At 54.3% G+C, this 24,706-nt stretch carries 17 protein-coding genes and 2 pseudogenes; 7 read left to right on the top strand and 12 right to left on the bottom strand.

Annotated elements, in window-relative coordinates; translation table 11 throughout:
• Positions 1-2: 2 nt before the first annotated feature.
• Genes DJ564_RS31840 through DJ564_RS31830 form a run of 3 tightly spaced genes read right to left on the bottom strand, consistent with a single transcriptional unit; the run spans position 3 to position 7,161 of the window.
• Positions 3-2,714 carry a putative virulence factor gene (locus DJ564_RS31840; protein ID WP_109635885.1) on the bottom strand — a complete coding sequence of 904 codons (2,712 nt, stop codon included), beginning with the start codon at positions 2,712-2,714 and terminating at the stop codon, positions 3-5.
• Positions 2,711-5,776 carry a virulence factor SrfB gene (locus DJ564_RS31835; RefSeq protein ID WP_109635884.1) on the bottom strand — a complete coding sequence of 1,022 codons (3,066 nt, stop codon included), beginning with the start codon at positions 5,774-5,776 and terminating at the stop codon, positions 2,711-2,713. Before DJ564_RS31835 ends, DJ564_RS31840 begins: the two co-directional genes overlap by 4 nt.
• 17 nt (positions 5,777-5,793) lie before the next feature.
• Entirely contained in the window at positions 5,794-7,161 is a 1,368-nt protein-coding gene (locus DJ564_RS31830) for an SrfA family protein (protein WP_109635882.1), read from the bottom strand.
• A 267-nt stretch (positions 7,162-7,428) separates the two neighbouring features.
• Here DJ564_RS31830 and DJ564_RS31825 point away from each other — a divergent pair, with 267 nt between their 5' ends.
• The gene (locus tag DJ564_RS31825) at positions 7,429-8,643 is read left to right on the top strand and encodes an aldose 1-epimerase family protein (RefSeq protein ID WP_109635881.1); all 1,215 of its coding nucleotides are present in this window, start codon (positions 7,429-7,431) and stop codon (positions 8,641-8,643) included.
• Positions 8,644-8,649: 6 nt separating this feature from the next.
• Here the strand turns inward: DJ564_RS31825 and DJ564_RS31820 are convergent.
• Positions 8,650-9,240: pseudogene (locus DJ564_RS31820) on the bottom strand (ATP-binding protein); the annotation flags it as partial.
• A gap of 271 nt (positions 9,241-9,511) precedes the next feature.
• Between DJ564_RS31820 and DJ564_RS33020 the strand changes: the two are divergent.
• Positions 9,512-9,961 (top strand): antitoxin Xre/MbcA/ParS toxin-binding domain-containing protein, encoded by a 450-nt coding sequence (locus DJ564_RS33020; protein WP_109635879.1) that lies wholly within the window; start codon positions 9,512-9,514, stop codon positions 9,959-9,961.
• 112 nt (positions 9,962-10,073) lie between these two features.
• Here DJ564_RS33020 and DJ564_RS31810 read toward each other — a convergent pair whose 3' ends face one another.
• Entirely contained in the window at positions 10,074-10,352 is a 279-nt protein-coding gene (locus DJ564_RS31810) for a helix-turn-helix domain-containing protein (RefSeq protein WP_109635877.1), read from the bottom strand.
• A 976-nt stretch (positions 10,353-11,328) separates the two neighbouring features.
• Here DJ564_RS31810 and DJ564_RS31800 point away from each other — a divergent pair.
• The gene (locus DJ564_RS31800) at positions 11,329-11,736 is read left to right on the top strand and encodes a hypothetical protein (protein WP_162556260.1); all 408 of its coding nucleotides are present in this window, start codon (positions 11,329-11,331) and stop codon (positions 11,734-11,736) included.
• 247 nt (positions 11,737-11,983) lie between these two features.
• Here the strand turns inward: DJ564_RS31800 and DJ564_RS31795 are convergent, their stop codons facing one another.
• The gene (locus DJ564_RS31795; protein WP_109635872.1) at positions 11,984-13,804 is read right to left on the bottom strand and encodes an ATP-dependent endonuclease; all 1,821 of its coding nucleotides are present in this window, start codon (positions 13,802-13,804) and stop codon (positions 11,984-11,986) included.
• Positions 13,805-13,915: 111 nt separating this feature from the next.
• Between DJ564_RS31795 and DJ564_RS31790 the strand changes: the two genes are divergently transcribed.
• From DJ564_RS31790 to DJ564_RS31780, 3 genes are all read left to right on the top strand, one after another.
• Positions 13,916-14,053, top strand: a complete 138-nt coding sequence (locus DJ564_RS31790; RefSeq protein WP_218277774.1) for an alpha/beta fold hydrolase — start codon at positions 13,916-13,918, stop codon at positions 14,051-14,053.
• Positions 14,054-14,365: 312 nt separating this feature from the next.
• Positions 14,366-15,151, top strand: coding sequence for an HNH endonuclease (locus DJ564_RS31785; RefSeq protein WP_162556259.1), 786 nt, complete (start codon positions 14,366-14,368; stop codon positions 15,149-15,151).
• 92 nt (positions 15,152-15,243) lie between these two features.
• Positions 15,244-16,170 carry a putative phage abortive infection protein gene (locus DJ564_RS31780; RefSeq protein ID WP_109635869.1) on the top strand — a complete coding sequence of 309 codons (927 nt, stop codon included), beginning with the start codon at positions 15,244-15,246 and terminating at the stop codon, positions 16,168-16,170.
• Positions 16,171-16,570: 400 nt separating this feature from the next.
• On the opposite strand, the gene DJ564_RS31775 is transcribed toward DJ564_RS31780, so the two are convergent.
• Together DJ564_RS31775 and DJ564_RS31770 are read right to left on the bottom strand one after the other, a co-directional pair.
• Positions 16,571-18,349 carry an ATP-dependent endonuclease gene (locus DJ564_RS31775; protein WP_109635867.1) on the bottom strand — a complete coding sequence of 593 codons (1,779 nt, stop codon included), beginning with the start codon at positions 18,347-18,349 and terminating at the stop codon, positions 16,571-16,573.
• A 197-nt stretch (positions 18,350-18,546) separates the two neighbouring features.
• Positions 18,547-19,020, bottom strand: a pseudogene (locus tag DJ564_RS31770) (hypothetical protein); the annotation flags it as partial.
• A 255-nt stretch (positions 19,021-19,275) separates the two neighbouring features.
• Between DJ564_RS31770 and DJ564_RS31765 the strand changes: the two are divergent.
• Positions 19,276-19,785, top strand: coding sequence for a hypothetical protein (locus tag DJ564_RS31765; protein ID WP_109629171.1), 510 nt, complete (start codon positions 19,276-19,278; stop codon positions 19,783-19,785).
• Between the two features lie 338 nt (positions 19,786-20,123).
• On the opposite strand, the gene DJ564_RS31760 is transcribed toward DJ564_RS31765, so the two are convergent.
• From DJ564_RS31760 to DJ564_RS32125, 4 genes are all read right to left on the bottom strand, one after another.
• Positions 20,124-21,713: an IS66 family transposase gene (locus DJ564_RS31760; RefSeq protein WP_109629173.1), complete on the bottom strand. Its 1,590-nt coding sequence runs from the start codon at positions 21,711-21,713 to the stop codon at positions 20,124-20,126.
• 61 nt (positions 21,714-21,774) lie between these two features.
• Positions 21,775-22,110 (bottom strand): IS66 family insertion sequence element accessory protein TnpB, encoded by a 336-nt coding sequence (gene tnpB, locus DJ564_RS32635; RefSeq protein ID WP_109629175.1) that lies wholly within the window; start codon positions 22,108-22,110, stop codon positions 21,775-21,777.
• Entirely contained in the window at positions 22,107-22,439 is a 333-nt protein-coding gene (locus DJ564_RS31750) for a transposase (RefSeq protein WP_256597419.1), read from the bottom strand. The genes tnpB and DJ564_RS31750 overlap by 4 nt, the downstream gene beginning before the upstream one ends.
• A 1,567-nt stretch (positions 22,440-24,006) precedes the next feature.
• The gene (locus tag DJ564_RS32125; RefSeq protein ID WP_162556258.1) at positions 24,007-24,660 is read right to left on the bottom strand and encodes a hypothetical protein; all 654 of its coding nucleotides are present in this window, start codon (positions 24,658-24,660) and stop codon (positions 24,007-24,009) included.
• Positions 24,661-24,706 lie beyond the last annotated feature (46 nt).

The raw sequence follows: 24,706 nt of genomic DNA, 5'->3' as shown, positions 1-24,706 counted from the left end.
GCTTATCTCGCTGTGAAGGCTGTGAGCACATGGCCCAGCCGTTCATTCTGTTCAGGGGTGATTTCGCGACCGGCACCATGGCCGGCGTTGTCCTGCGTGATGTAGGCCAGACCCGAAAGCCAGTCGCCCAGATAGCGCTGCGCCTGGTTCGCCGGTTGCGGCGGCAGTACCGGCACTTGTCCCGGACCGATGTCGGTGTAGAACGAGAACAACGGCGCCTTGGCACCGGCGCGGCTGTTCGGGCGCTCGTTGACCGGTTTCTGCAGGTAGCCGAACCAGGACACGAAATCGCGCAGCACGCGTTGCACTTCCAGCACCTGGCGCTCGACCAGTTGATCGCGTCGCGCGCCGCTTTGCGCACGCTTGAGCACCGCACGGCTCAGTTGGCCGGGCAGGTCCTGGCGGTAACCGGCGGTGATCAGTTCGTCGACCACGGCTTCGATCAACGCCTTTTCCAACCCCAACAGGTTGAGCAGGCTCTGCCGGGTGGTCAGCTCGCGCAGGTGCGCAATCCAGGCCTTGAACGCGGCTTTGGCAAAGCGGTGTTCGTTGCTTTGCAGTTCCGGCGCCGGGGTGTTGGTTTTACTGCTGACCGGTGCTTCGTGGCTCAGGTCGTCGCCGAAATCGAAGTCGAAACCGGCGTCATTGCCGTACAGGCTCTGGCTCGGTGTCGGCGCGGCAGGCTCATCGCTGGCGGCAGGTGCGTCATCGGTTTCGTACACACCGCTGAGGTACAGGTCGCGCACCGATTCGCTCGGCATGTCGAGCTCATCAATGAACTCGCCGAGCACGGCCGGGCGACGGCCCAGGCCGGTCAGAATCATCTGCGCCTGGGCTTTCTTGGCGGCTGCAGCACCGTCACCGTCGGCGTGATACCAGGTGCTCAAGCCGTGAGTGGTCAAGCCTTCGAGGCATTCGCTCAACTGTTCGCGGATGCGCTGCAGTTTGAATTCGATCTTGGCCACACCCTTGAAACTGCCGCTGAAGTGGCTGATGCCACCGTCATCGTTGCGCAGCATTTCTTTCCAGGCGTTGGCGGGATTGTTGATGTGTTTGCACACCAGTTCGTTGCCGGCAAAGCTTGCGCCCAGGGCGTCGACGCGCTCCTGATAGCTCACGTTGAGGCCGGTTTCGGCGCCGCTGGCGTCTTGCACGATGAACGCCGCATCCATGCGCGGTTTGCGCACCAGGAAGGTGTTCTGGAACGGCGTGCCGGCCCAGTCGTTCATCCAGCTCAGGCTGCCGAAGCGCTCGAGCATGGTCAGCTTGACCATGCCGTTCCAGCTCTCGTCGTACTGATCAGGCGTCAGGCTCAGGGAGTTGGTGATGCGCAGGTCGAGCATGGTCAACGCCCAGATCAGGCCGGTGTCGCGCTTGCTGCGAGCGGCTGCGTCGGCGCCCTGGGTTTTTTCAATCCAGCGCGTGAGCACCGGGCCGACGTCGTTGACATCGCTCTGTTTGGTCGAACCGGTGCAGACCACCAGCGCGTTCATTTCTTGGTTGTCGGTGTAGCGTTCGAACAGGTAAGCAACCTTGCCGCGCAGGATCAGCTGCGAGACGGAGTTGTCCTTGGTGGCGGATTCCGGGTCGCTGGAATTGGCGATCTCGTGCAGTTTTTTACGTCCGCGATAACCGGGGAAGTCCAGCAAGTCGACCTGGTTGACGATGTCGTCCGCTGGGGCTTCGATCAGGCCAAAGGTCATCTCGGCCGTCAGTGCCGCCAGTTGCGCGACCGGGATGCCCTGACTGTTTTGCAGGCGTCCTTCGACCTGAGGCCGCACGTCGATCGGCAAGTCCCGCGGGCTGCCGAAGCGCTCGAGGATGTCGACGTTCATGATGCTGTCGCGCTGGCTGTAGGTGTCGTTTTCGAAACTCACCAAGGCCTTTAATGGCGCGAACACGGTCTCGGGCAAGCCGAGCTTGTGCAGCGCGCCGGCCAGTTGCTGGTACACACGCGTCAGCTCGCTCTGCTCACCCCAAAGGATCGAAAACAGCTCGGCACGTTCCTGGAAATTCAGGCGCGGCGCCAGTTGCAACGCTGTCGGCCAATACAGGTGCTCAAGCTTCTTCACGGAGTTGCGGAAGTTGTCCCGCAGGTAATCCCACAGAGACACCAGATCATCGGCGCTGACGCCCGGTTGCAGTGGCCCGGTTTCGCGGCCTTCGAATGGTTTCAGCACGCGCTGGATGCGCTCTTCGTCGATCTCGTAGGAGATCCGTTCAAGGTCGAAGTCCTTGAACCAGGAGTTGGCGAGAATCTTCGCCAGCTCGATTTCCTTGAACAGCGTCAGTTCGACCGGGAACTGCGGATCCTGGCTCGGCGTGGCGCGGCGGCTGAAGCGCGTCACCAGGCCGGTGGCTTCCTTGCCGCCACCCACCGGGTTGATGTGCTTGATGAAGTCCAGGCGCTGGCCACCGAAATCGGTCTCCAGTTTGCCGTTCTGACCGGCCGCGAGGGCCGAAATCAGATAGGACTTACCAGCCTGAGACAGGCCGAAAAAGCCAATGGTCATCGGCGTGCAGGCCACGCGACCCAGGCTGTGGGCCAGGTTGCGGGCGCGGTGCAGGCGGATGTTCAGGCTGTCGGCTTCGCTGTCCAGGCGTGGCGCGTTGCCGCGCGTCTGGCCAATCCATTCCAGCGCCTGACCGGCACCTTCATAAACAGCGGCCCAACTGGCTGAAAGCTGAGTTTGTTCGGGGGTCAGGTCATTCATTTGCGTTTCACACTTCCACTGTCGAGCCAGTACTTGGTCTCGCTCAGGCCGGCGTCGAGCATGGTGTTGAGTTCCAGCTCGAGGTCGCTGCGCGGGTTGAAGTTGACGTTGTTACTGTTGGATTCGATGTCGCGTACCGAGAGGCGGTCGCTGACCAGATCCTGCTTGCGCGTGTATTTGTCGGCCGATTTTACTTCGAAGCGCACCTTGAGCAGCGGCGCGCTGCCGTTTTCCCCAATCGCGCGGGAGAACTTCTCCCGACCGGCCTTGGTAAACCGCAGGGTGTACAGCGGCGAAGCGGCCCAGCGATCGGCCGCCAACTGGCGGAAACCGAGGCGCAGATCGCCGCGCATTTCCAGTTGCGGCGTGTCGGCATCATCGCCTGTGCCGATTTCCGGCAGCTTGATTTTGTAGTCTTCGGACTGGATGTCGCGGTACAGCACGTCGGCATCCTTGATCACGTTGTTCAGGTCGATGACGCCGATGTGCTTGACCGTCGAATATGGCTTGAGCGCCGAAGAGCGGAAGTAGAAGTTCGGCACGCTGTGGTTGGCGCACAACAGGCACAGCATGGCGCCCACCGAAGCGGTACTTTTCGGGTCGTCGATCCGGCCGTTCTTGTGGAACGGATACCAGCCGCCGGTGCGGTAGTTTTGCAGCGCCAAGATGCGGCCCGGTGGCAGCGGCAGCACTTTGCGAATGAACGCCTGGATGCCCGGCAGGCGCGAAGGGCGGCCGGTCAGCAGCAGAACGTCACACGGGTAGTGGGCGACCACTTCACAGAGCGCGCCAAGGATCTTGGTGATGTTGATCTGGTCGTTGAGGAACGCGGCGTGGAGCTTTTGCAGGTCGAAGCCGATCAGCGCTTCGTACAGGTCGAAACCGCTCTGGCCGCCAACATCGCGGCGCACGGCGGCGTTGACGTAGTCGAGCACGGTCTGGCTGATCGCGTTGTCGCCCAGCAACTGACGGTAGCTTTGCGGGCTGACTTCCTGCGGGACTTGCGGGTCGTAATGCTCGTAGGCCTTGAGCAACGCCAGGCCCAGCGGTGCGAACACCTGCAGGTTCAATTGCTGGCGCAGGATCATGTCCTGGGCGCTGACCGATTCATCGCCGCACAGCCGTGACATCAGCGAATCCGGGGCTTTGACGCCAGCGTTCTGCAAGGCTTTCTCGAAGCTCGGCAGGACGAAGTCCTGAATCACGTCCAGCAGGATGTCGTCGCCGGCCACTTTGAAGCCATCGCGAAACCGCTGCTCGGGCACGATGTGCACGTTGCTGCCGCTGCCGGTGTTGCCGGCGCGGTCGAGGCGATAGTCAGTGATCACCAGGTCCGTGGTGCCGCCGCCGATGTCGATGGTCGCCAGGGTAATGCGTTCACGGTCTGCTTTGTCCGGCCGGGCGATGGTGTCGAAAAACTCTTCCGGGTGACCGGCGAAGTTCTCGTTGACCTCGGTGTACAGGTACACCAACTGGCCGCACGAAGCTTCGTCCCATTCCACGCGGATGCTCGGGATCGGCGTGCGCGGGCTGACGGCCTGATCCTGATGCGGATCTTCCTCGCCGGCGTGCCAGCCGAGGCTTTTCCACACCAGGCCGATGGCCTGCTGCATGCGTTCGTTGAGAATGCTGCGCTCGGCCTGGGGCATGCCCGGCGGCACGGTCAGGGTGATGCTGTTGAGCTGGCGCGGCACGCGGGTGTGACCCTGGCGCGAGCGCTGGGCCGGGCTGTTGATCTGCGACAGCGCCTGGGCCAGCACCTCGGCGAGCATGAAGGTCATCAGCGAGCTGCGCGAGTAACGCGGCATGAACACCGGCAGGCGATCGTCTTCTTCGAGGCTGTAAAGCGCCTCGCCGGTTTCATTGATCAGGTGCGAGAACGGCGCGGCGGTGGCGTACGGCTCGCTGTCGGTCTTGATGTAGGAGCAGTTGAAGCGCCAGCCGTGGCCGTAGGCGTTTTCGTCCCACAGGTATCGTTTCGGGCTGGACAGGCCAGTCGAGCCTTCGGTGCCACGACGGCGGCTGGCCAAACGGCTTGCCTCATTGCCGACCCGGGCAATCGTCGCCCACTGGAACGCATCGTGGCGGCCGCTTTTGACCGAGCAATGATCCTTGCCGAAATACGCCTGGGCGAATTCGACGCGGCTTTCGAATGGCAGGTTGTAGGTGTGTTCAGGGGTGATCAGGTCGCGCAGTTCCAGCACGTAATTCTGCTTCAACCCGGAGCCGGCCTGACCGTGGTTCTCGATCAGGATGCCGCAAGTGCGCGAGTTACCGACGTCCAGCACCAGGTCCACCGGAATCGGTTTGACCAGGCCATTGCTGTCGTTGGCGACCACTTTCAATTCAGGGATTTCCACCTTCGGCCTGGCGGTCGACTGCGCCGCCGCTGACGGCGTGCTCAACAGGCTCAGCAGGTTGAGGTAGTGCGCCAGGTGGTGGTTGGCGCGGATGTCGATGTCGAGCTCTTCGCGCGAACGATGGGCGTTGCCCTCGTTGAATACTTCGAGCAGCCATTCGTTGACCCACGGCTGGGCCAGGAACCAGCGGGTTTCGCTGGCCTTGGTCGCCAGTTTGAAGGACACGCCGGAGCTGATGTCTTCTTCGTTCGGCGCCAGGTAGGCGGTGCCATCACGCTTGGGCATGACGCGGCTGTCGAACGCCATCGTCAGGCGATGAGTATTGCCGTCGATGTCCGGCGTCGCGAGTTTCACCAGGCGCATGCGCGACCAGTTGGTGGGACCTTCGTCGAAACGGTGCGGCGGCATGAAACGGAAAAACGGCGTCGGCAGCCAGACACCGTCCAGCAGCTCGAGGCTGCTTTTCATGTCGACGCTGAACGCCGGTCTGGCCTTCTCGACCTTTTCCGGTTCGGGCTCGTAGAAGTAGAAGTCTTTCTCTTCGTTGTACATCAGGCGGCAGATCAGCCCGCTGATCATCGGCGCGAACTCGCCCGCCGGTTCCTTGCGGGGATCCAGGCGCAGGGCGAAATCCATGAACTGGATACCGGTGTCACTGACGAGCGTGACGGTGTCTTCGAATTGGGTGACTTCAGGCAACATGTCGGGTTATTCCAGTCTTATTCGCCCATCTGCCGCATGGACATGGGGAATTGATCTTTTCCGTAACCGCCGGTGCAGTCCGCGACCGTGGTCGCCCCTTTGCGGCAGTTGACCTTGGGCATGTCGTAAGTGCTGCCATCGCCGCACACGGCTTGGCCCTGGCTGTCGATGGCGAGGCTGCCGCCCTTCATGGTGGCGGTAACCGGGCCGCTGCATTTCGAGCCGTCGGCCTGGTGCACGGTGACTTCGCCTTTACCGTCCTTCAACTGGTATTCCAGACGCAGCGGCTTGCCGGTCCGGCGATCCTGGATGCCGGCGCCGGCGCGGTACTGGCCGTCGAGGAACTTGGCGGCACCGTCGGCGGCGTCAGGTGGAATGCTCAGGGGCGGGCCCGGTTTTGTGGCGGCGGATTTTGCCGCGTCGGGCGGTGTGACGGCAGGCGTCTCGGTTTTGTTTTCGGGTGGCGCGGTTGGCGTAGTTGGCGCGGTTGGTGATTCGGCGGCCGGGTCTTGGGTGACGTCGGCGTTTGCGGCATCAGCTTCGTTACCGGTCACGGCTGGAGCTTCCACGCCATGAGTGCCGGTCACGGCTGCGCCAGTGGTGGAGCCTGCGACGGTGCCGGTCACGGGAACGCCATTCAGCGTTGTCACATTGCCGGTCAGTTGCGGCTCTTCCAGCTGGTTTTCCACTGGCACGATGCCCTCAGGCAGCAAGTCCACCGCCACCAATGGAATCGGCACGCAACCGCGCAAGCCGAGCAACAGCCACAACAGCAGCAACAGGAACGGCAGCAGCAACAGCCACCACCAACGACGCCACCAAGGGCGAGCCACTACCGGCACGACAGGCGCCACAACCGGTTCTTCGACCACAGGAGGCAGCGTAAATACGGGCGGAACCTGATAAAGGCAGTGCAGGGGATCGCGATTGCCGGTACCGGCGTGCTCGAAACCCCAGAAGGTCAGCACCGGTTTGCCTTGCACCAGGTAGACGAAGTTTTCGTCAGGGAAATGAATGACGCGCTTGAGCAGCTTGCCGAACACGGCTTTGTCGCCTTGCTGCTGTTCGCCCGAATCCGTGCCCAGGAAACGCTGGCTCAATTCATCGAGCGCAGTCTTCAGCGCTTCAAGTTGGCGACGGGCCGGTGCGCGTTCTTCTTCGGTCGCGCTGCTCCACGGGATTACATCGCCGTCGAGACCGCTGTACCAATCGATCTGGTTGCCGAGTTCGTCGCTTTGAGGAATGGCCAGGTGATCGACCATGTCGGGGTTCTTGCGGCGAATGGCTTCGCGCAACTGCAGGGCAGCCCGGTAGACCGGTTGACCTGTTTCGCCCAGGGCTGTGAATGACCCGCTCTTACCGCTGCGTAATAGTGCCCCGCGCATCCAAACTCCATATGATCCGTTGCGCAAATGACAGGCAAAAGTGCCTGTTCTTGCTCCTGCAATTAGCTGGCGACCTTAATGTCATAATGATGTCGCCGTCAATCAGCCGTTAGGCCAAAACCGTATGAGATTAGCGTAACAAAGCGGGCGTTGCTTGGGGTCGTTGAGTATTTGCGAGGGACGGTTGGCGCGTGTGCATTTTTTAATCTTGCTGAAACGTTTCATCAGCGCTATAAAAAACGCACAACTCCAAGAAAGGCTTCCCTCATGACCCCGCTTAAACTCGCCATCGCCCTCGGCGCGCTGACCACTGCCTCTCACGCCATGGCCTGGGATTACGTGCTGCTCGACACCGACAAGGCCGCCCAGAACTGGCAGATCACCAGCCAGCAACTCGGCGTGAAAACCGACAAACCTTTCTCCGTGACCCTGCGCACCTTGCACGGTGGCCGGCAGGAGGGCGTCAGCATCGTCGACATCGATAACGGCACAATGAAACTCTCGGTGGTGCCGACTCGCGGGATGAACGTCTTGCAGGCATCGGTCGGCGATGTGCGCATGGGCTGGGATTCGCCGGTCAAGGACGTGGTCAATCCGTCCTTCATCGAACTCAACGGCCGCGGTGGCCTGGGTTGGCTCGAAGGCTTCAACGAACTGGTCGCCCGCTGCGGCTACGAATGGGTCGGCCACCCCGGCATGGATAACGGCGAACTCCTGACCCTGCACGGCCGCGCCGCCAACATCCCGGCCAGCAAAGTCACCCTGCACATCGACGAAAAACCGCCTTACGCCATCAGCCTGCGCGGCGAGCTGAAAGAGCAGGCGTTCAAGAAAGTCGATTTCTCGGTGGTGACCGAGTTGGTCACTGAACCCGGCAGCGTAGCGTTCGCCCTGAACGACACATTGACCAACAACGGCGACTATCCGAAGGAATACCAGGCGCTTTACCACAGCAACTTCAGCACGCCATTCCTGGAGCAGGGCGCGCGGTTTGTGGCGCCGGTTAAACAGGTGTCGCCGTTCAACGAAAAGGCCAAAGGGGATTTGCCGGATTGGCAGACTTACCGCGCGCCGACCAAGGACTACGACGAGACGGTTTACAACGTCGTGCCTTATGGCGATGCCAAGGGCGACACGTTGACCGTGCTGCACAACAAGGCTGGGAGCCTTGGGGTGTCGGTTGGTTTTAATACCCAGCAGTTGCCGGTGTTTTCGTTGTGGAAGAACACGGATACGCAAGGGCAGGGGTATGTGACCGGGTTGGAGCCGGGGACGAGTTTTTCCTACAACCGACGGTATCAGCGGCCGATTGGATTGGTGCCGATGATTGGGGTGAAAGAGCAGAGGCAGTTTCAGATCCATTACAGTTTGCTGGCGGATAAAGGGGCTGTGGATAAAGCGATGCAGCGGGTGAATGAGATTCAGGGTGGGCGGGCGACTGAGGTGCGACAAACGCCGTTGGTTGATCTCACTAAAGAATGATTCTTGTCAGTTTGTGCTTGGCCGATACTGTAATGCCTCCGCCAGATGTTCGCGGGTGATGCCATCGATCTGTTCAAGGTCTGCCAGCGTGCGGGCAACCTTGAGCAGTCGGTGGGCCGACCGGAGTGACAAGGTCAAACGCTCGCAAGCAGTTTCCAGCCACGCTTCATCGGTTGTGGATAACTTGCAGTGCCGACGCAGCCCTGGCAAATCAAGGAATGCGTTGGCACAGCCTTGGCGTTTGTTTTGACGCTCCCGGGCGTCGGCGACCAGTACCGCAGCAGTTGCGGTGTCATCACCGGGTTTGAGCGCAGGGTTCAACGCCGTGGCTTCCCGAGCGACGGTCAGGTGCAGGTCGATCCGATCCAGCAGCGGCCCCGACAATTTGTTGCGATAACGCTGGACCATGTCCGGTGTACAACTGCATTTGCCGCTGGGTTCGCCAAGATATCCACAGGGACACGGGTTCATCGCGGCCACCAATTGAAAGCGTGCCGGAAACCTCACGCGATCCTTGGCGCGGGAAATCACGATGTGGCCGGATTCCAGCGGCTCCCTTAAAACCTTCAATACCTTGCGATCGAATTCCGGAAATTTGCTGTATGACACGTGCAGTGTGCCAAGTTGTCAGGCGTTCAGATGCTTCTGAGGTTCGCTTCCAGCACTGATACCCAATCAATATTCGTTCGGACAGGGTGTGCCTCCATGAACCGTTTATGGGCCAGCAGCGACACTGGATGTGTATGAGAACGTCTGAGAGCCTCTCCATATCAGTGATGAACAGCTCCGAGATGAACGCTTGGAGATTGCTTCTCCGTGCCGCTATCGTCTATTGGTAGAGAGGATCATCAATACGAGCGTATGACCAATGAGGCAGCTTGAAGACACGCGCAAACCTAAGGTACTACCTGCCGAGACGTTTTGGAGAGAGATGGCTTTTTACGAAAGTGGGCCAGGGCTCTGGAAGGCAATTCACGTCGGACTATCAGCCGTATTTTTCTTTCGAATGGCAACTCTTCTAGGGCTTCGGGAAGGCGCATTGGCTGAAATGCTATCGATAAAACTCAGCATGCGGCGTCGGTGGAGCAAATCAGGACAGATGAGCCGTACTGAAAGTGATCTCCTATATCGAATTGCTGAAGTTTTTCGGGACTCTCTTAGCCTTTTCGAGGGCGATGTGAGTTCCGCAATAATGTGGCTCCGTACGCCCGCGACGGCTTTGAATCAAATTCAGCCAGCAGCCCTTCTGACTACCCATGTTGGCATCAACCTGGTTAAAGCCCATATCGGTCGCATCGAGCATGGAGTTGTAGGATGAACGAATGCCCTAGCGGCGATGATAAACGGCGTCAGGAACCGTAGATTGAACGAGGTTCCGTGAGGCGGCGAGCATTAATATCCAGAATAGGTTGCTACTCACAGGTTAATGCTCATCGGGCACTGGTGAGATCCCTTTCCACCAAGGCGAACATCTCGCTCAAACTCTCAATTCCTTCCTTTTTCATGTAGCAGCTCACCATAAGGCTGACGGCATGTACTCCAAGCACAGAAGCTAGCCCGTCCACCTTCTCAAGCGTCGGGGATTTTTTCCCATGCTCCAGCATGCTTACGTACTCACGACTCATTACCGACGCAAACTGGTCCTGAGTCTTTCCCTTGCGTATGCGCAGCTCACGCAAGGCTTCAGCGAAGGCTGGATTTAGCTCCATTACGTCGTCCCGTCAAAAGGGACGATGAAGCCCGGTTGTGATCTGTATTTCTATGAACTATAGTTCACATCCCACGTTAATGGCTGATTAAACATGTTCGAAACCTACGAGGCGGCTCGTATACCAGCGTCTCCCTTCATCCAGCGAGACACCTCTCGCTGGGCGTTTGTGATGCTGTCAGCGAATGACAGGTGGTTCTATGTAACGCTCAACTGCGTACAGAACGGAGAAACGGACGAGATCTGCCAACAACAGTATTTGATCCCCTCCATGCTGTGCCTGTTGGGGCTAATACGGTCTGATACCGCAGACACATATGTGGCGTCTATCCAACTCGTCTCACCTAGCTGGATGAACGGGTCCGATGAGTGGCGGATGCAGCCAATTCAACAGATCATGTGCTTGCCTTCTGAGGCTAGTGAGCGGTACTGCTACCAACTAAAAAATGGTGACCTGTATCCCGCAGCGTTCGCACGACTAGCCGCAGAAAAAGGAACAGTGGTTTGGCCCACCAAAGGTGGGCGTCAGTGAGTCCTGACCTTGATGAACAATTGTGCAAAGAAAATCCTACCCTCTTTCCTAGCGCACCTCTGATCAATGGCAAAATGTTCTGGGGGGTCGAATGCAATGACGGCTGGTTTAACCTCCTCCGGCATGCCTTTGCACTGGTTACAGTACGAAGTGAAATCTCACCTGGATGTGGCTCCGTGATCATTGAGGAGGTGAAAGAAAAAAAAGGAACGCTACGGATATATTATCGTGGAGGAGACGACTTTGTTCATGGTGCAATAAATATGGCAGAAGCCCTATCTGTTCATGTATGCGAGATATGCGGTAGAAACGTAAAAAATCGTCGAATGCACTATCATTTCCCAAGATGCGATGAGCACATAGATCTATGACGTATGTGTCGGCTGATCACCCCTACCTGTTAGATTATTTATATTCGGAGCTTTCTTACGAAAGAAAACTTGGCTTGATCGATTTCGATCTAGTTAAAAACTTCGTATCATCACCCCGAATCATGGATATCTATGTCCGCGATGTCGTGATTGAAACCCCAACTTTTGTTGGTGACAGCTATCTAGATCAAATAACAATGCTGGCAGATAAGCGTCAAAAAACGGTTGGTATATCTCTAAAGACATGGGCAGTATTAGAGAAGACAGCTGGCCGAGTCGAAAAATATCATTTCAACGACGCGAGTATCTCAGTGCTTCAGATATGGCCGTTTGATCCGATGAGTTTAAGTGATGATCACTTAAAAATCGCAATAGCACTGTCTTATACCACCGGAGAACTCCGAGCTGAATCACGCATAGTAGGGGCCCTGAACGAGGTGCTCGAAGGGTTAGGTTTTGGAATTGTCAGCGAGCGCTATTAAGTGGACGAACAGCGGCAGGCGACTAGCGAGTAGTGTCTGTACATCGACGGGCCAGGTCGACTGCTTTGGTCGATTTCCGTCAGTCGTGACAAACGAGTGGGCCCAAAACCAGCGTTCGTGTCAGGCAGAAACTCGGGCCAAAAGCAGCCAGTCAAAAGCGTCTAGGAAATCAGGGGCGATTCAGCCCCTTCTGGTTCTTTTCTGCGAAGTAGGTAAGGTCGTTAGAATTCGTCCATTTCGAACTTGCTCAATTCTCCTCTTCAGCCAGCTCGGCTTCTGCTCTTATCAAATCCAAGATATCGCGGAGGCCGGTCATGGTTTCTCGGAGAGGTTCAAGAATTTCAGGAGTCTCATTTGCTTGCTCGACCACCCATTCCGCGAAAGTGTCCTTGTTTTCCGGAACCGGGCTAAGAATGTGGTAATGCAGATGATCATCTCTGTCATGCAAATAGTCAGTTATTTTGGCGTAGTGATCACTTAGGAATTCGCTGTGTGGTGCCTTTGTAACTGCCAGGACCCCTGCTTGAACCGCTTTATGCTTCACCTCTGCGGAGAAAAGGTTTTCAAGGCAGCCGGGCCAGGCGGACTTGTCAACTTTGCATTTAGCCATAAGCTGACGCAATTCATCGAGAAACGGTAAGCGACACCAATACACTTTGTTTGAGTTGTCTTGCTTCCATACCCCGCCGTCGCCAAGCTTGCCTGTGCTATATAATTCGCGGCCCTCTTTGTCATTATCGACCAACGCGAAAACAGCTCGTCCTGGTGCCAACGCTTTGATTACCTGACCGTTCTTAGCCAATGCATGCATTTTCGTTGTGCCACCACCAGACTCGAAAATGAATGGCATGTGGCCGCCGACGAAAAGCTCCCAAGCCTTCTCGAAAACTGCTGCATCAGTCACTCCCTCAACAAATACGATGGACGTGTTGCGCTGTAGCAGTTCCTGCTCTAGAGCCGTTCGATCTACTTTTGACTTTTCGATTTGGGCATGGGCTTCTCGCAGGTAGCTACTGATAACAGGGAGATGTGGAGTTTCTCCCATCAGCTCGCCTGGGAGATGCTTCGAGTCACTATCTAGCTCCTGAATAACAGAATTTAAGCGGCCTTCATACTTCTGAGTTTTAGAAACAAAGTATTTACTCACTTGATCATTTTTCAGTGAGAAAAACGCAGGGCTATGGCTAGTCAGGAAAATCTGCTTATTATCCGATTGGCCCAGCGCCATAAACGTCTCCGCTTCTTCAATCGCATTTGCGAGTTCAAGCGAATTCTCAGGCTCTTCGAAGCCCCAGATATGAAATTCCTTTGAGCTTTGATCCGACAGGAAGGAAAGAATCTGTGGGATGTGCCGGACTTGAATACCGTCACCGCGCTGTAACGTAAGACTATATGAATCTCCGTTGTCAGACCTGGTCTCGAAGTCGAGCGATCTAAATAGATCAGTAAGATCGCGTGGTGTAGAAACGGAACTATTGATACCAAGAGATGCTAACAGGCCTTCCGTAAGCTTTTCTGTTCTATTTCGCAGAGCATCTGTGAAATTTTTCAGCGAGCCGGAAAATTCATCATGCTCTGAAATTACTTTGTAGATCTCCGCTTGAAGCCTTTCAAATATTTTCCTATCTTTGATCGCTGGTATGTAGTGGAACTGAATTTTATTAAGAAATCTTGTTAAATATTGCTGGAGTCGAGGTTCTGAAATTGAAGAGTAAAACTTAGGAGTTTCTTGGTTTGTGACGCTCCACTGCTTCTTGATCCAGAATGACTCCCCCAATGAGGCACGCCAGTTGGCAGGGGGTGTAAACCACACCTTCACATAGACGAATTTTTTTATTTCTTTCTCAGGTGTAGCTTCAGACTGGCGCGTATGAGAAAAGTCGCGCTCAAACCTAAACACTTGGTTAGGATTTGTTTCATTATTGAAGAACAGGTTCAAAGCTCGCAAAACGTTGCTTTTGCCAGCGTCATTTCTTCCAAAAATAATATTGGTGCCGGTACAGTTGTTCAGTTGGTCTTTATAAATTGACCGAAAATATGCAATTTCTACTTGTTTAACGAGATTCATTGATGTCTCAGTCCTTGATCCAGGTCGCGCAAGCCTGATGTCAGACTGATTCTACCAGCTTCGCTGAAGGTAACCAGCGTAGGGTTAGGCGGTGCCGGCAGTTTCGGGCCAATGATTGGCGAACACTTGCGTAACGTCGCCAATAACGTCGAGGCGGTCAACGTCGAAGGCTCGGGTCACTGGGTCGCCGAGGAACAGCCGGGCGTCGTAACCGAGGCACTGCTGAGGTTTGTCTCTGCTGCCAATTGAATTTAAGCCTATATAGCGATATTGAAGGACCGCTTATGGCTGTGGATTCGTGCCTGTCGTGAAGGGCTGTTGCCGACCCAAAGCTGACGATAGCGACAGATAGGAGCCAGCCAGAATCACACCGTAGACATGATGCAAATGACTCCGTAATGTGCGCAGAAGTCATATTTTTTTACCGCCCCTCTAAATCGCACGTGCAAACAGGACACACAGGCCGGTCAACGAGTTAGACATGAACAAGGAACGTTATTATGCACAAGTGGCGTATCCCAAAAATTGCGTCATCTACTAAATATTTAAATGGTGTCGAAGATGAGTAACATTCTTCAAAACTGTCATGCTTTTAATTTCAGCGAGTCATATTCCTACGCTGACAAAGTAAGGAAGGCTATTTTCGAAGGTGAATTTTTGGTTGAGCCATTAGATGTAGCGAGCGATTTGGAAAGCCAAGTCGCCAAGCCGCAAAAATGGTCTATTTTGCATGATTACATAGATTATGTAGTTCGTGATGATTTGAACTTTTACTTTCGTGGTGGTGGATGGGATTACGATGATGTGCGTCCCATATTTTCTATGCTTAACTCGCACGAAATCCAATATCTAACACTTGCGCAGTATATCGAAGAGCACTTCCGGGATGATGAAACTGGAGAAACAGTATCAGTTACACAGGAGCTTATAGAGGAATATAAGTATGAATATGTATCAGAATATTTAGAAGATATAGCGCTGGATGGTCTGACGTCTTTAATTGTTACGGAGGTTTTCACACTGCTTTTCGCTGATCGTGAAGCAATGAAGGCCTTCAATCTAAAGATTGCTATGAGCTTGGAAAAAAGAACTCCTAGATGTACATACTGGCCTAAATGGTTAGAGCGGGCGCTATTTTGTAGAGAGAAAGGTCTTTGTGCAATTTGCAAGTCAGACTTGACATCCCTGTATCATGTTTATGGAAAGCTTGCAGTTGACCATATAGTTCCTGTAGCTCTAAATGGAGTAAATGACCCAACTAATTTACAAATGCTTTGTGAAAGCTGCAATGGAAAGAAAAGTGGTATTACAGTAGTTACGTCGAATATTTTGCCCGTATTTTGGTAATCAATTTAACAATTGGTTTAAATTACTCCCTTCGTTCGCTTGAGTCGTATGAAGTCGATCCTTAGCTTGCTCGTTATGCCTAAAGAGGAAATATGACGCGTCTGAATCTAGAACAAAAATTTGAAGCTCTGACACCCGCGCTGTTGTTCAAATGGTTAGTATGGATACTAGCCTTTGCAACAGGAGTTGTAGGGGTGGTTTTCGCATTTTATTTTATGGAGTTTAATGGGGAATTTAGCAGCCAGAACGCCGACTGGGGAACTTTTGGCGACTTTATAGGCGGCACGCTGAACCCCTTGCTAAGCTTTCTTGGTCTAATTGCCCTCCTGCTAACAATTGTCCTGCAAAGCAAGGAACTTGAGTCTACTAGGAAAGAACTAGAGCGCTCAGCGTTAGCTCAAGAAAAATCCGAATTGGCACTAACCGAACAATCGAAAACGCAAATAAAACAGCAATTCGAAGGCACCTTCTTTTCGTTACTAGATCAACACAACAAAGCATTGGAGAAAATATCAGCATCAACGGGCAAATGGACTAACGGTAGATCGGACATTGATATTGTCAGGGAGGCTGTTTTTGAAAGGTCAGCCTCAGATTTAGCAGGAGCCAAAAATGCCCTTGAAGAGAAAAACGGCTTGTGCGGCCACTACTTCAGGGTTTTGTATCAAACATTAAAGTTTATTTCAACAAATGTGCCTGATAGTCATATTGGAGTAAGCTTCAATGAGAGCACCATTAAAGACTGTGGACTTGCAAAAAACGAAAAAATGTACAGCAATATTCTTAGGTCCTTCTTGAGCTATGACATTACTCAGCTTCTAGCTATAAACTGCTACTGCACCAGTCCTCAAGATACATACTGGAATTTCAAGCTGTTGATAGAGCGCTATGCTTTTCTTGAACATATGCCCTTCACAATTGATAGTAAAAGTAATAAATTACTCTTAAATACCGAACAATTTTACGATCAAGCAGCATTTGGCCAAAGCCAATTCAAGAGAGTACCTGGCGCAGCGTAACGTTGATGAAGCAATCGGACCTATGTCAGAGCAGCGTCCAACAAATGGAGACTGCGGAACTCAACAAGCAGCTCAAGTCGTTCGTTTGGCATATAGGGGCTGGCTAAAGCCCCTGAGTTCGCAGCAGTCTCGCGGGGCTGCTTTTGGCCGATCTCTGACTATGGCCACCGTTTATATTGGGTCGTTTTCTGCCCCGTCATGTACGCGAATCATGCTAGTCAAATCTGATGCAAATGATTGGTCAGGTCGAATACAAACGGGTGGGCAAATCTGTGCAATTACCCAAGGCTCTCAGGACAGGCACCGCGCCCGCCTAGGTCCTATTTTGAGCAGGGGTGGCGCATGCTTCTATTGGTAAGGCCACTGATACGTGGCCTCCTTAAATCTACTCATTAGCCGATCAAATTGCTCTCAACCATTCCAAGCAGGCCTTCAGCAACGGCGCCCTTGCCTCAGTTGATGCACCATCAGCGCCACGTAGAAAATCCTCTTGTTCAAGAATGGCTTCTTCGCCTTTTTCGTGAATACCGAATACATCCTCGATACAGCCGATAGGCCATACCCACGTAGTTCGGGCCAGAAGCTCTTGGTGAACTGCTTCCGCTAATTTGAGGCCATCCGCGTCCTGTGCGAAAAGCGCCCAGGTATCCGCCGCTCTCAATCCACCAGTATTAACGGGCAGACCGTTCCCACCCAGCGGCACACCTTGCTCTGCTCCAATTCTGGCCAACACGTTTCTTGCTTTGGCCATATCCTCACCGTCTTTTGATAACCAAGACTCGGCACCACTCCTGGCGTGTGTGAAAGCAAAATCCAAGTCTGCAATTACTCCACAGGTGATACCCATAGCTGAGAGCACCGAAACGCCTTTAGGGATGCTGGAGCAACTGCCTAGCGCCACAAAGCAGATGCGATCAAGTTCTGGCCTCGATCCATAAAGCCTTTCGTACACCAACGGCAGCAGACGCTGATCGGTTTTACCCTCACAAAGAATTACCTTCTCTGCGAAGTAGATGTCAGCAACGTTGCCTAACTCGAAAAGAGTTCGCGATTGAGCCTGAGCTTCCTCCATTGCAGCAGCAACAGCTTCGCGTAACTGTGCGCGGACGACAGAGCCATCAACGGGATGCCTACGAACGATGACTGTATCTGGAGCGTTATCCCTGCTGAGCATTAGGGGAGAGTGGGTAGTGAACACAACCTGAAAGCCCACCACTGAAAGTTGTTTAAGCGCTTCTCGAAGCTTGCGGACTCCTTGTGGGTGTAAGAAAAGTTCCGGCTCATCAATCAGCAGCATCCGCCTAGAAATTCCCTGGGCGGTGGCTTGGCGCAAATCCGCCAGCAACCGAATGAGCGCCATCTGAATTGCTCGTTGTGCGCCACTTCCCACCTGATCAAATCGTCGACGGTCACCGGACGCCTCGTCGGTAACGTGTAGGTCTCCCGATTTAAAGAATTCTTTTACATCGATTGAGGGGACATCTAAATCCAAGCGCAATCCTGGGAAGAACTCTCCGAGGGCAGCGGTAGCGCTATTGTCAAAGCCTGCCAATACAGGAGATCTCTGATCGCCATCAACCGTCAATATGCGTCGAACTGCTTCCAAGGCTTGCGTGACTTCGACATGTGCTGTGAGGATTGGCGTCATTATTTCATCGAGCAGCCCGCGAATAGTGCTGCCAGCTTTTCCTTTTCCTAAATCCTCCGGCACATCGTCCATGGCTTGAATATGAAGCGCTTCAGGAAGCAGAGCAGAAACAACTGACGGCAGTCCTGTCGGGTATGCGCGCCAGGTTGTAGGAATGCCATTGGCATCCTTATCATCAGGTTGCCAAACCTCCTGAACCGGCTTTGAGGTGCCTGTGCCGGTGGTGCGGATCCATAGCTCTCCATTAACGCAATAGGGTTCAATAGCTAGGCGGTGTCTTGGCTCTGGAATTAACGCGATCAATTCCGGAGTTATTCCAGAAATGCAGGCGCTGAGGACTATTGGCAACGCAGGGTCAGAAGCATCATTTTTTGCGAACGCTTTCGGCGCCAGAACTATACGGATTGCGTCTAGTACCGTGGATTTGCCAACGTTATTTTGCCCCACCAGAGGGGTGAAGCTGCCTAGGGATAAAGAAACGTTTTTACACGCCCGAAAATTCTGAATGTGGATCTGGGTCAGTCCATGCATTTCACTTTCTCCTGATTTGCCCTAACTCTGGGGGGCCGGGGCTTAGGAGGTGGAGCGTAGAACCCATTTCTCTCGGGTGCTTTATAGAAGAGGGATATTCCAGTCGAAAAGTCGTCGATGAACACGGAAGGATCTTGAAATATCATGCACGCGCGCAGAGCATGACACTCCCGCGTACAAACCAGTGATGGAGACTCCTAGAGTTCCGGAGGTTCCCAACCCTCAAAATGCTTGAGCGCGTCCAAGTCACCGATCAGATCCTTCGCTTTTTCCAACCGATCTAATACGCTTTGTCGCTGCTCCGGACCAAGACGGTCGGCGCTGAGCGCTATGTCGTCGAAGAAAGAACGAATGCTGTTCACCTTCGCCCAGGTCTGAATGACCGCTTCAAGACTATCTCGGCTGTCCTGAATCGCCTTCAGCCGACGCTTCTCGGTTTCCTTTCTTCTCCATTCTTCCATCTGCAACTCATGCCGATGGCGTTCCTGTTCGCTCCGCACTCGCTCGATCTCAACCTTACCGGCGAGAATGGGAGCTTCGGCTTTCAGTGACTTCACTACGCTTGGAATTTTGCTGACCAAGTCTCCAGGCTTGTTCTCAGTCCAGCGTTGAATCCAGTCCACGCCGTAGTACGGTGAATACACCTGCAAGCAAAGTCTGCCCGTCGTAAGCGTCCGGCCAACACACCTTCCTGATCCAACGCTTAGGGCGATGGTGGACATCTATTTTAAGTGCGCGCCATGTCCTTGCTTCGCAGAGCGGGCTAGATGACTTGGCCGGACCCACTGACTCGACCCGGGCAGGAGTTTGACAGAGTGGATTGACCGAACTTTAATCATGACGCGTTTCCATGGTTTGGAACCGCGTAACAGGGAGAAATTCTCTTTGAGAATTTCAGTAAATACGGAATGAATAAGGAAATTAAGATGTCTCAGTCAACCCAAGAAAAAAGCCAGCAATTAGATCAAGCGCCGGCCCAAACCTTCACGCTGTTCACCCAAAACGGAATCCGGATCACCTTGGATTTGCCCGCCGCATTGCAGATCAACCAGAACAGGCAAGAGCTTTTCTCCTCCGCACCAATCTTGCACAACGACACGACCTTCCCAATTGAATCTGCGACGTTCACCATAAAACTGGAGGACGTGATAGATGCTTCATCCAACGTAATCGCGAACGTGCGTTGGTGGAACAACCAAGTTTTCGAGGGGAAACAGATCATGGAGTTCACTTGTAAAGCGGTTAAGCCCGGCGGAACGGACACGTGTATTCCTGCCTCTTCTGGATACTCTCAAGTCCGGTGGAGCACCTCGGTGTCGAGCGGGCGCGGCACTGAGACCTTCACGAATACCTTGAGCCTTGTCTCGCTCACATACGGACCTTTTCCTCCGAATCATCCGACTGGGCCCACTGGGCCGATTGTCCAGATTGGCTAGCTGATCTGCCACCGCGGCGCCCGGAGTTCCGGGCCTCGCGGTCGTCCTCGGAGCTGCGGTGTAAAGCTAGCTCCTCGCACTCAGCCATGCGTGAAAGCCAAGGGCGAACCATGGGCGCTCGCCTGTTATCAAAAGTCATGGTTGCCAGACGCTGGTTTCCACTTTGGTTTCCAGGGTTTTGCAGTGGTTTCTATGTATGCGTCCGGGCATCCCGTCTTTCGTAACTAAACCGGTTGCCACCGACCCGAACCTCACAGAGAAAGCTACAGCTGCGAACGCGCTGATTGACCCGAATGCGGCAACCAAGCCTATGCGTCCGGCCATCACGCCCTGCGTGATTAAACCGGTTGCCACTTATGCGGCAACAACTGATCGATTTCATTCGCCCGCTGCGTCGGCAGGCGTGTGAGTACATCTTTCAAGTAAGCATACGGATCATGCCCATTCAGCCGCGCAGACTGGATCAAACTCATGATCGCTGCCGCACGTTTTCCGCTGCGCAGCGACCCTGCGAAGAGCCAATTTTTACGTCCAAGAGCCCAAGGGCGGATCTGGTTCTCACACCAGTTGTTATCTATGGGTACGGCCCCGTCACCAAGGTAGCGCGACAGCGCTGCCCAGCGTTTCAGGCTGTAATCGAGTGCTCTGCTGATGGCCGAGCCTTCGGGCACGAGGTCACGCTGGGCGATCATCCAGGCATGCAGCATATTCATCACTGGGACGGCTTTTTCTTGCCGTATTCGGCGCCTTAAATCCGGCTCCAGGTCGCGGACTTCTCTTTCGATTTCGTACAACAACTGGATATAGCGCAGGGCTTGCTCGGCGAGCGTGCTTTTATTCGTAGCGTGCAGTTCGAAGAACTTGCGCCGTGCATGGGCCATGCACCCAATCTCGGTCACGCCGAGTTCAAAGCTGGCCTTGTAGCCGCCAAAATCGTCGCAGACCAGCTTGCCCCTCCAGTCTTGCAGGAAGTTGCGAGCATGCTCACCGGCACGGCTGGGACTGAAGTCATAAACCACCGCTGCCAAGTCCGAGAACTGGCTGGTGGCGTAGGCCCACACATAGGAACGGTGAGTTTTCTTTGTTCCCGGCATGAGCATCTGCACCGGTGTTTCATCGGCGTGGATGACTTGTTGCCCAAGCACTACGTCGCGCAGCGCGTCGACCAGAGGCTGCAACTGCACGCCCGTCACGCCAACCCATTGAGCCAATGTTGAACGTGGAATCGCCAAGCCTGCTCGACCGAAGATCGATTCCTGACGGTAAAGCGGCAGATGGTCAGCAAACTTGGCAATCATGACGTGTGCAAGTAGGCCCGCAGTCGGGATGCCCTTATCAATAACCTGCGCCGGAACCGGTGCCTGGATCAGCGTTTCGCAGTCATCGCAGACCCACTTGCCACGGACATGGCGTTCGACGGTGAACACGCCGGGCATGTAGTCCAGCTTCTCGCTAACGTCCTCACCGATGCGCTTGAGGGCGCAGCCGCATGGGCAGTGAGTGTTGTCCGGTTCGTGATGGATCAGTGTGCGTGGAAACTCAGCCGGTAATGCAGTGCGCTTGGGTTTCTGCTTTTTCTCGGTCGCCGCTGGCACTGTCTGCAAGGCCTGAAGCTCTGCTTCAATCGCTGCGATATCGGTATCGATCAGGTCATCGAGCAAACTGGCCTGCTCAGAATTCATCTGCTCGCTGCGCTTGGCAAACTTCAAACGCTTGAGCTGGGCGATCTCGTGGGTCAGCTTCTCGATCACCGTCTGATCGCGGTTGATCTTCTTGCCCATCGTCTCAACGGTTTTACCCATCGTCTCTACCGTCTTGCCCAGCGTGTCGACCTGGTGGTCGAGCGTTTCGACACGCTGCATCAACTGCGCCGCCAAGGCGCGCAGTTGTTCAGGGGGCAGGTGATCGAGATTGGGTAGCGAAGTCATGGGGCCGATTTTGCCAGAGCAGGCAATTCGCGACGATAGACCGATAGGCTAATGGCAGCCGTTAAAGCAGTGTGATCGAGCCTTCAGAACCTGCGCGTTGCCATGGCAGACCCAGCACCAATGCCTGAAGTTGCTCGGCATCCAGTTCCATCTCAGAACCATGGCGAATGCCAGGCCAGTGGAACTTGCCTTGGTTCAACCGGCGCGCCGCCAGCCATATTCCGAAGCCGTCATGCACCAGCACTTTCATGCGATTGGCGCGGCGGTTGGCGAACAGATAAGCGCAGTGCGGCTGCGCCGCACCGAACACTGCGATCACCTTGGCTAACGCCGTTTCGGTGCCTGCGCGCATGTCCATCGGTTCGGTGGCGAGCCAGATGGAGTCGATGCGAATCATCGCAAAAGGTCTCGAAGAAAAGTCGCACAGGCGGCAGCACTTTCAGTTGGCCAGTTCACTTTGATGGTGCCGCGCGGGTGCTGTATTTCAACGCAGATATTCGATGATGCTGGATGGGAGTTTGCCCCGGCCAGCGGCATGGCTAACGGAATAAATGCAGGTGGGAGCGCCGGGCTTTTCTGCGCTTGCAGCCGAATCCATTTGTGGACGAGGTTTGCGTTGAGGCTATGGCCGAGCGCGACGCTGGCAATCGAAGCGCCGGGCTGTGCACACTCTTGAATGACCTGGGCCTTGAAGGACTTGGAATAGGAACGGCGTGTTGGCTGCATGAAATACCCGCTTAAAAGGCTAGAACTGGTGCCCACTTAAATTTAAGTGCACACCATGTCTTGGCTTTGCGGGGCTGGGTAGATGACTTGGCCGGACGGTTACTGCCCGTCGGCATATCCGCGCTCATCATCCAACCATCTCGGTAATCGGAACGCCGTTTAGTCACCGGCAGATCCGCCACCCTGATGTATTTTTTATCCGGTCGCTTAACGTGAACGTATTCGCTGATCTCATAGATGGACAGGCCAAAAACGACGGTCCCTATGTGAACCACCGAAGGCCGTTGGGGTCGCCATAGGGCAGGGTGCACGTACCTCTTAGACTCTTGCTCTCGATGGTCTACGGAAGCGCGACCTATATGCGAGGTTGGATCGGACAGCGCAACCGCGAAGCCTTTTCCCATGAACGCCAAGTACAGCTGATTAGCAAAGTCGACGGCATGGCTTACTCCAGAGCGGCTTACTATCAGGTCTGCCATGGAGCGTTTCGATGGACGAAGGTAACCTTCATCTGTTTCGTGGGCTTTCTTAAAATGCTCCTCGATGTCTATCAATAGCGGATGCCGACGAGGAAGTAGTGCAAGGCGATCAGCCAGCTTACCGCGGCTCCTTACAGGGGCTTTTGGAAGAGATCGGGAGATTTGCTCAGGCGCTCCATTCCTGCTCCAGGCAACGAGCGCACCTGGTTGGGCCTCAGGGAGTGCCGGCGGCGTTTTACGCTTCCCTACACCCACTTGGGCCCAATATCCCACCGGAGGGCGGGGTATATTAAGGTTGGTAAAAATGCGTGCTAGGTAACTGGAGGAAACGCCATACCGCTCAGCTATTTTGGTCATGGGTGTAGACCAAGCCTGTTCGTAAAGAGACTCCCGAGTAATGGTGTCCTCCGACGAATCAGCAGTGGTGGCTAAGGAGTTTGGAATGTCTTCCATGCATGAGCTTCTTGAGGGTGATTGGCAAATTCAGTAGTGACCACATCAGCCTAGCTCAAGGCTTATGACGATGATGGGATTGAACCCCGCACGCATACCAACACCCACAGCGCCCCCGATGATGAATTTCCGGTATCGCCGGGGCAAGGAGCACCTTTTTAGAATAATCCATCATGTCTCCAAGGTGCAGAGTCATACACACCCATGGATCATTCTCCCGAAGTACATCGTTTCGGTCACGTGAGTGGATAAGACACGGGTTGGCCGTTTTCTGCTCTCATGGCAGGCAAGAATCGGCCAGAAGCAGTCATTCATGCTAGCGAGTAGGGTCGCATCTCACTACGATCAGGTAATCACACGGAAGGAGTGCTTGAATGGATTGCCTAGCGGCCAGCTTCCAACGCATATATATCAGTGCCTGACACCAGTACCGCTAGCCTCTGAAAAGACAGGTGTATTGGTCCGGCGGCTTTTCCTTCTTGTCGTAGCTGCAATGGTAAAGCGCTCAATGACTGTCCCTGGCCATCTCGATTTGGCTATGAACGCTTTCCGATGCAGCCCATAGCCCCGCGTTCGACGGCGAGGCTTGAAATGTACCAGGGCGGATTTTCCGTTAAAAGATCGCTACTTTTGTGTCATTCGTTCCTATGGGAGGGCGGCTGCAAGCTCGGAGCTTGAGGTGCTGCATAAGGCCTTAGCTCATTTAAAGCCGTGGACGGTTCCACAGGTTGCGAAAACGGATAAACAGAAATAAAGACCCCATAAACAAAACCCGCGACACCGACCAAAAAACCACCGAACGTATAAAAACGTTGTCTACGATTTTTCGTATTGTGAAATTCGAGTAATTCTCTGAAATGATCTGTAACCGAATGCAGCGCATCCGTACTTGATCCCAAATCCTTACGTAGACGCTCAAGTGATGAACGAGTGTTACTTGGCAAACCTTCAAAAGGTTCCTCTGCCTCATAATCAGCAATGTACTCATCGAGCAGCTTACTGTGAAGTTTCAACGCGCTTCCATTGTCCCGACCCACGACCACTTCATTTCGCAAAACCCTGACTATTCTGATTGCATTTTTTTTTGGAATACCGTGGATCGCTGCAATAGCGCAGACCCCTTGCCAAGAGGGTTGACTGTGCTTAATCGCCTTTAGAAGGTCTTTGTGGAAACGTCGCTCTCGTATTGTCAGGTCTATGGCGTCACCGACGGTGTTGACTACCCAAAATCCACCAATTGCTAATACGCCTCCGACAGCCAGAAGCGAAGCCCATTCCGTAATATTCAACTCTTTCTACACTCCATGAACGTTTTAGTGCTTCCTACCTGAGCCG

It is taken from the genome of Pseudomonas sp. 31-12, assembly GCF_003151075.1.
Taxonomy (GTDB): domain Bacteria; phylum Pseudomonadota; class Gammaproteobacteria; order Pseudomonadales; family Pseudomonadaceae; genus Aquipseudomonas.
The sequence above is the reverse complement of the archived record's forward strand: the minus strand, read 5'-3'. Positions and strand labels throughout refer to the sequence as shown.

Excerpts from the sequence above, each read along its gene's own strand:
- DJ564_RS31765 (WP_109629171.1), top strand. The coding sequence starts at position 19,276 with ATGTCTCAGTCAACCCAAGAAAAAAGCCAGCAATTAGATCAAGCGCCG.
- DJ564_RS31835 (WP_109635884.1), bottom strand. The coding sequence starts at position 5,776 with ATGTTGCCTGAAGTCACCCAATTCGAAGACACCGTCACGCTCGTCAGT.
- DJ564_RS31785 (WP_162556259.1), top strand. The coding sequence starts at position 14,366 with ATGAGTAACATTCTTCAAAACTGTCATGCTTTTAATTTCAGCGAGTCA.
- DJ564_RS31750 (WP_256597419.1), bottom strand. The coding sequence starts at position 22,439 with ATGCAGCCAACACGCCGTTCCTATTCCAAGTCCTTCAAGGCCCAGGTC.
- DJ564_RS31825 (WP_109635881.1), top strand. The coding sequence starts at position 7,429 with ATGACCCCGCTTAAACTCGCCATCGCCCTCGGCGCGCTGACCACTGCC.
- DJ564_RS31780 (WP_109635869.1), top strand. The coding sequence starts at position 15,244 with ATGACGCGTCTGAATCTAGAACAAAAATTTGAAGCTCTGACACCCGCG.
- DJ564_RS31840 (WP_109635885.1), bottom strand. The coding sequence starts at position 2,714 with ATGAATGACCTGACCCCCGAACAAACTCAGCTTTCAGCCAGTTGGGCC.
- DJ564_RS31830 (WP_109635882.1), bottom strand. The coding sequence starts at position 7,161 with ATGCGCGGGGCACTATTACGCAGCGGTAAGAGCGGGTCATTCACAGCC.
- DJ564_RS31760 (WP_109629173.1), bottom strand. The coding sequence starts at position 21,713 with ATGACTTCGCTACCCAATCTCGATCACCTGCCCCCTGAACAACTGCGC.
- DJ564_RS31810 (WP_109635877.1), bottom strand. The coding sequence starts at position 10,352 with ATGGAGCTAAATCCAGCCTTCGCTGAAGCCTTGCGTGAGCTGCGCATA.
- DJ564_RS31775 (WP_109635867.1), bottom strand. The coding sequence starts at position 18,349 with ATGCATGGACTGACCCAGATCCACATTCAGAATTTTCGGGCGTGTAAA.
- DJ564_RS31795 (WP_109635872.1), bottom strand. The coding sequence starts at position 13,804 with ATGAATCTCGTTAAACAAGTAGAAATTGCATATTTTCGGTCAATTTAT.
- DJ564_RS31790 (WP_218277774.1), top strand. The coding sequence starts at position 13,916 with ATGATTGGCGAACACTTGCGTAACGTCGCCAATAACGTCGAGGCGGTC.
- DJ564_RS33020 (WP_109635879.1), top strand. The coding sequence starts at position 9,512 with ATGAGGCAGCTTGAAGACACGCGCAAACCTAAGGTACTACCTGCCGAG.
- tnpB (WP_109629175.1), bottom strand. The coding sequence starts at position 22,110 with ATGATTCGCATCGACTCCATCTGGCTCGCCACCGAACCGATGGACATG.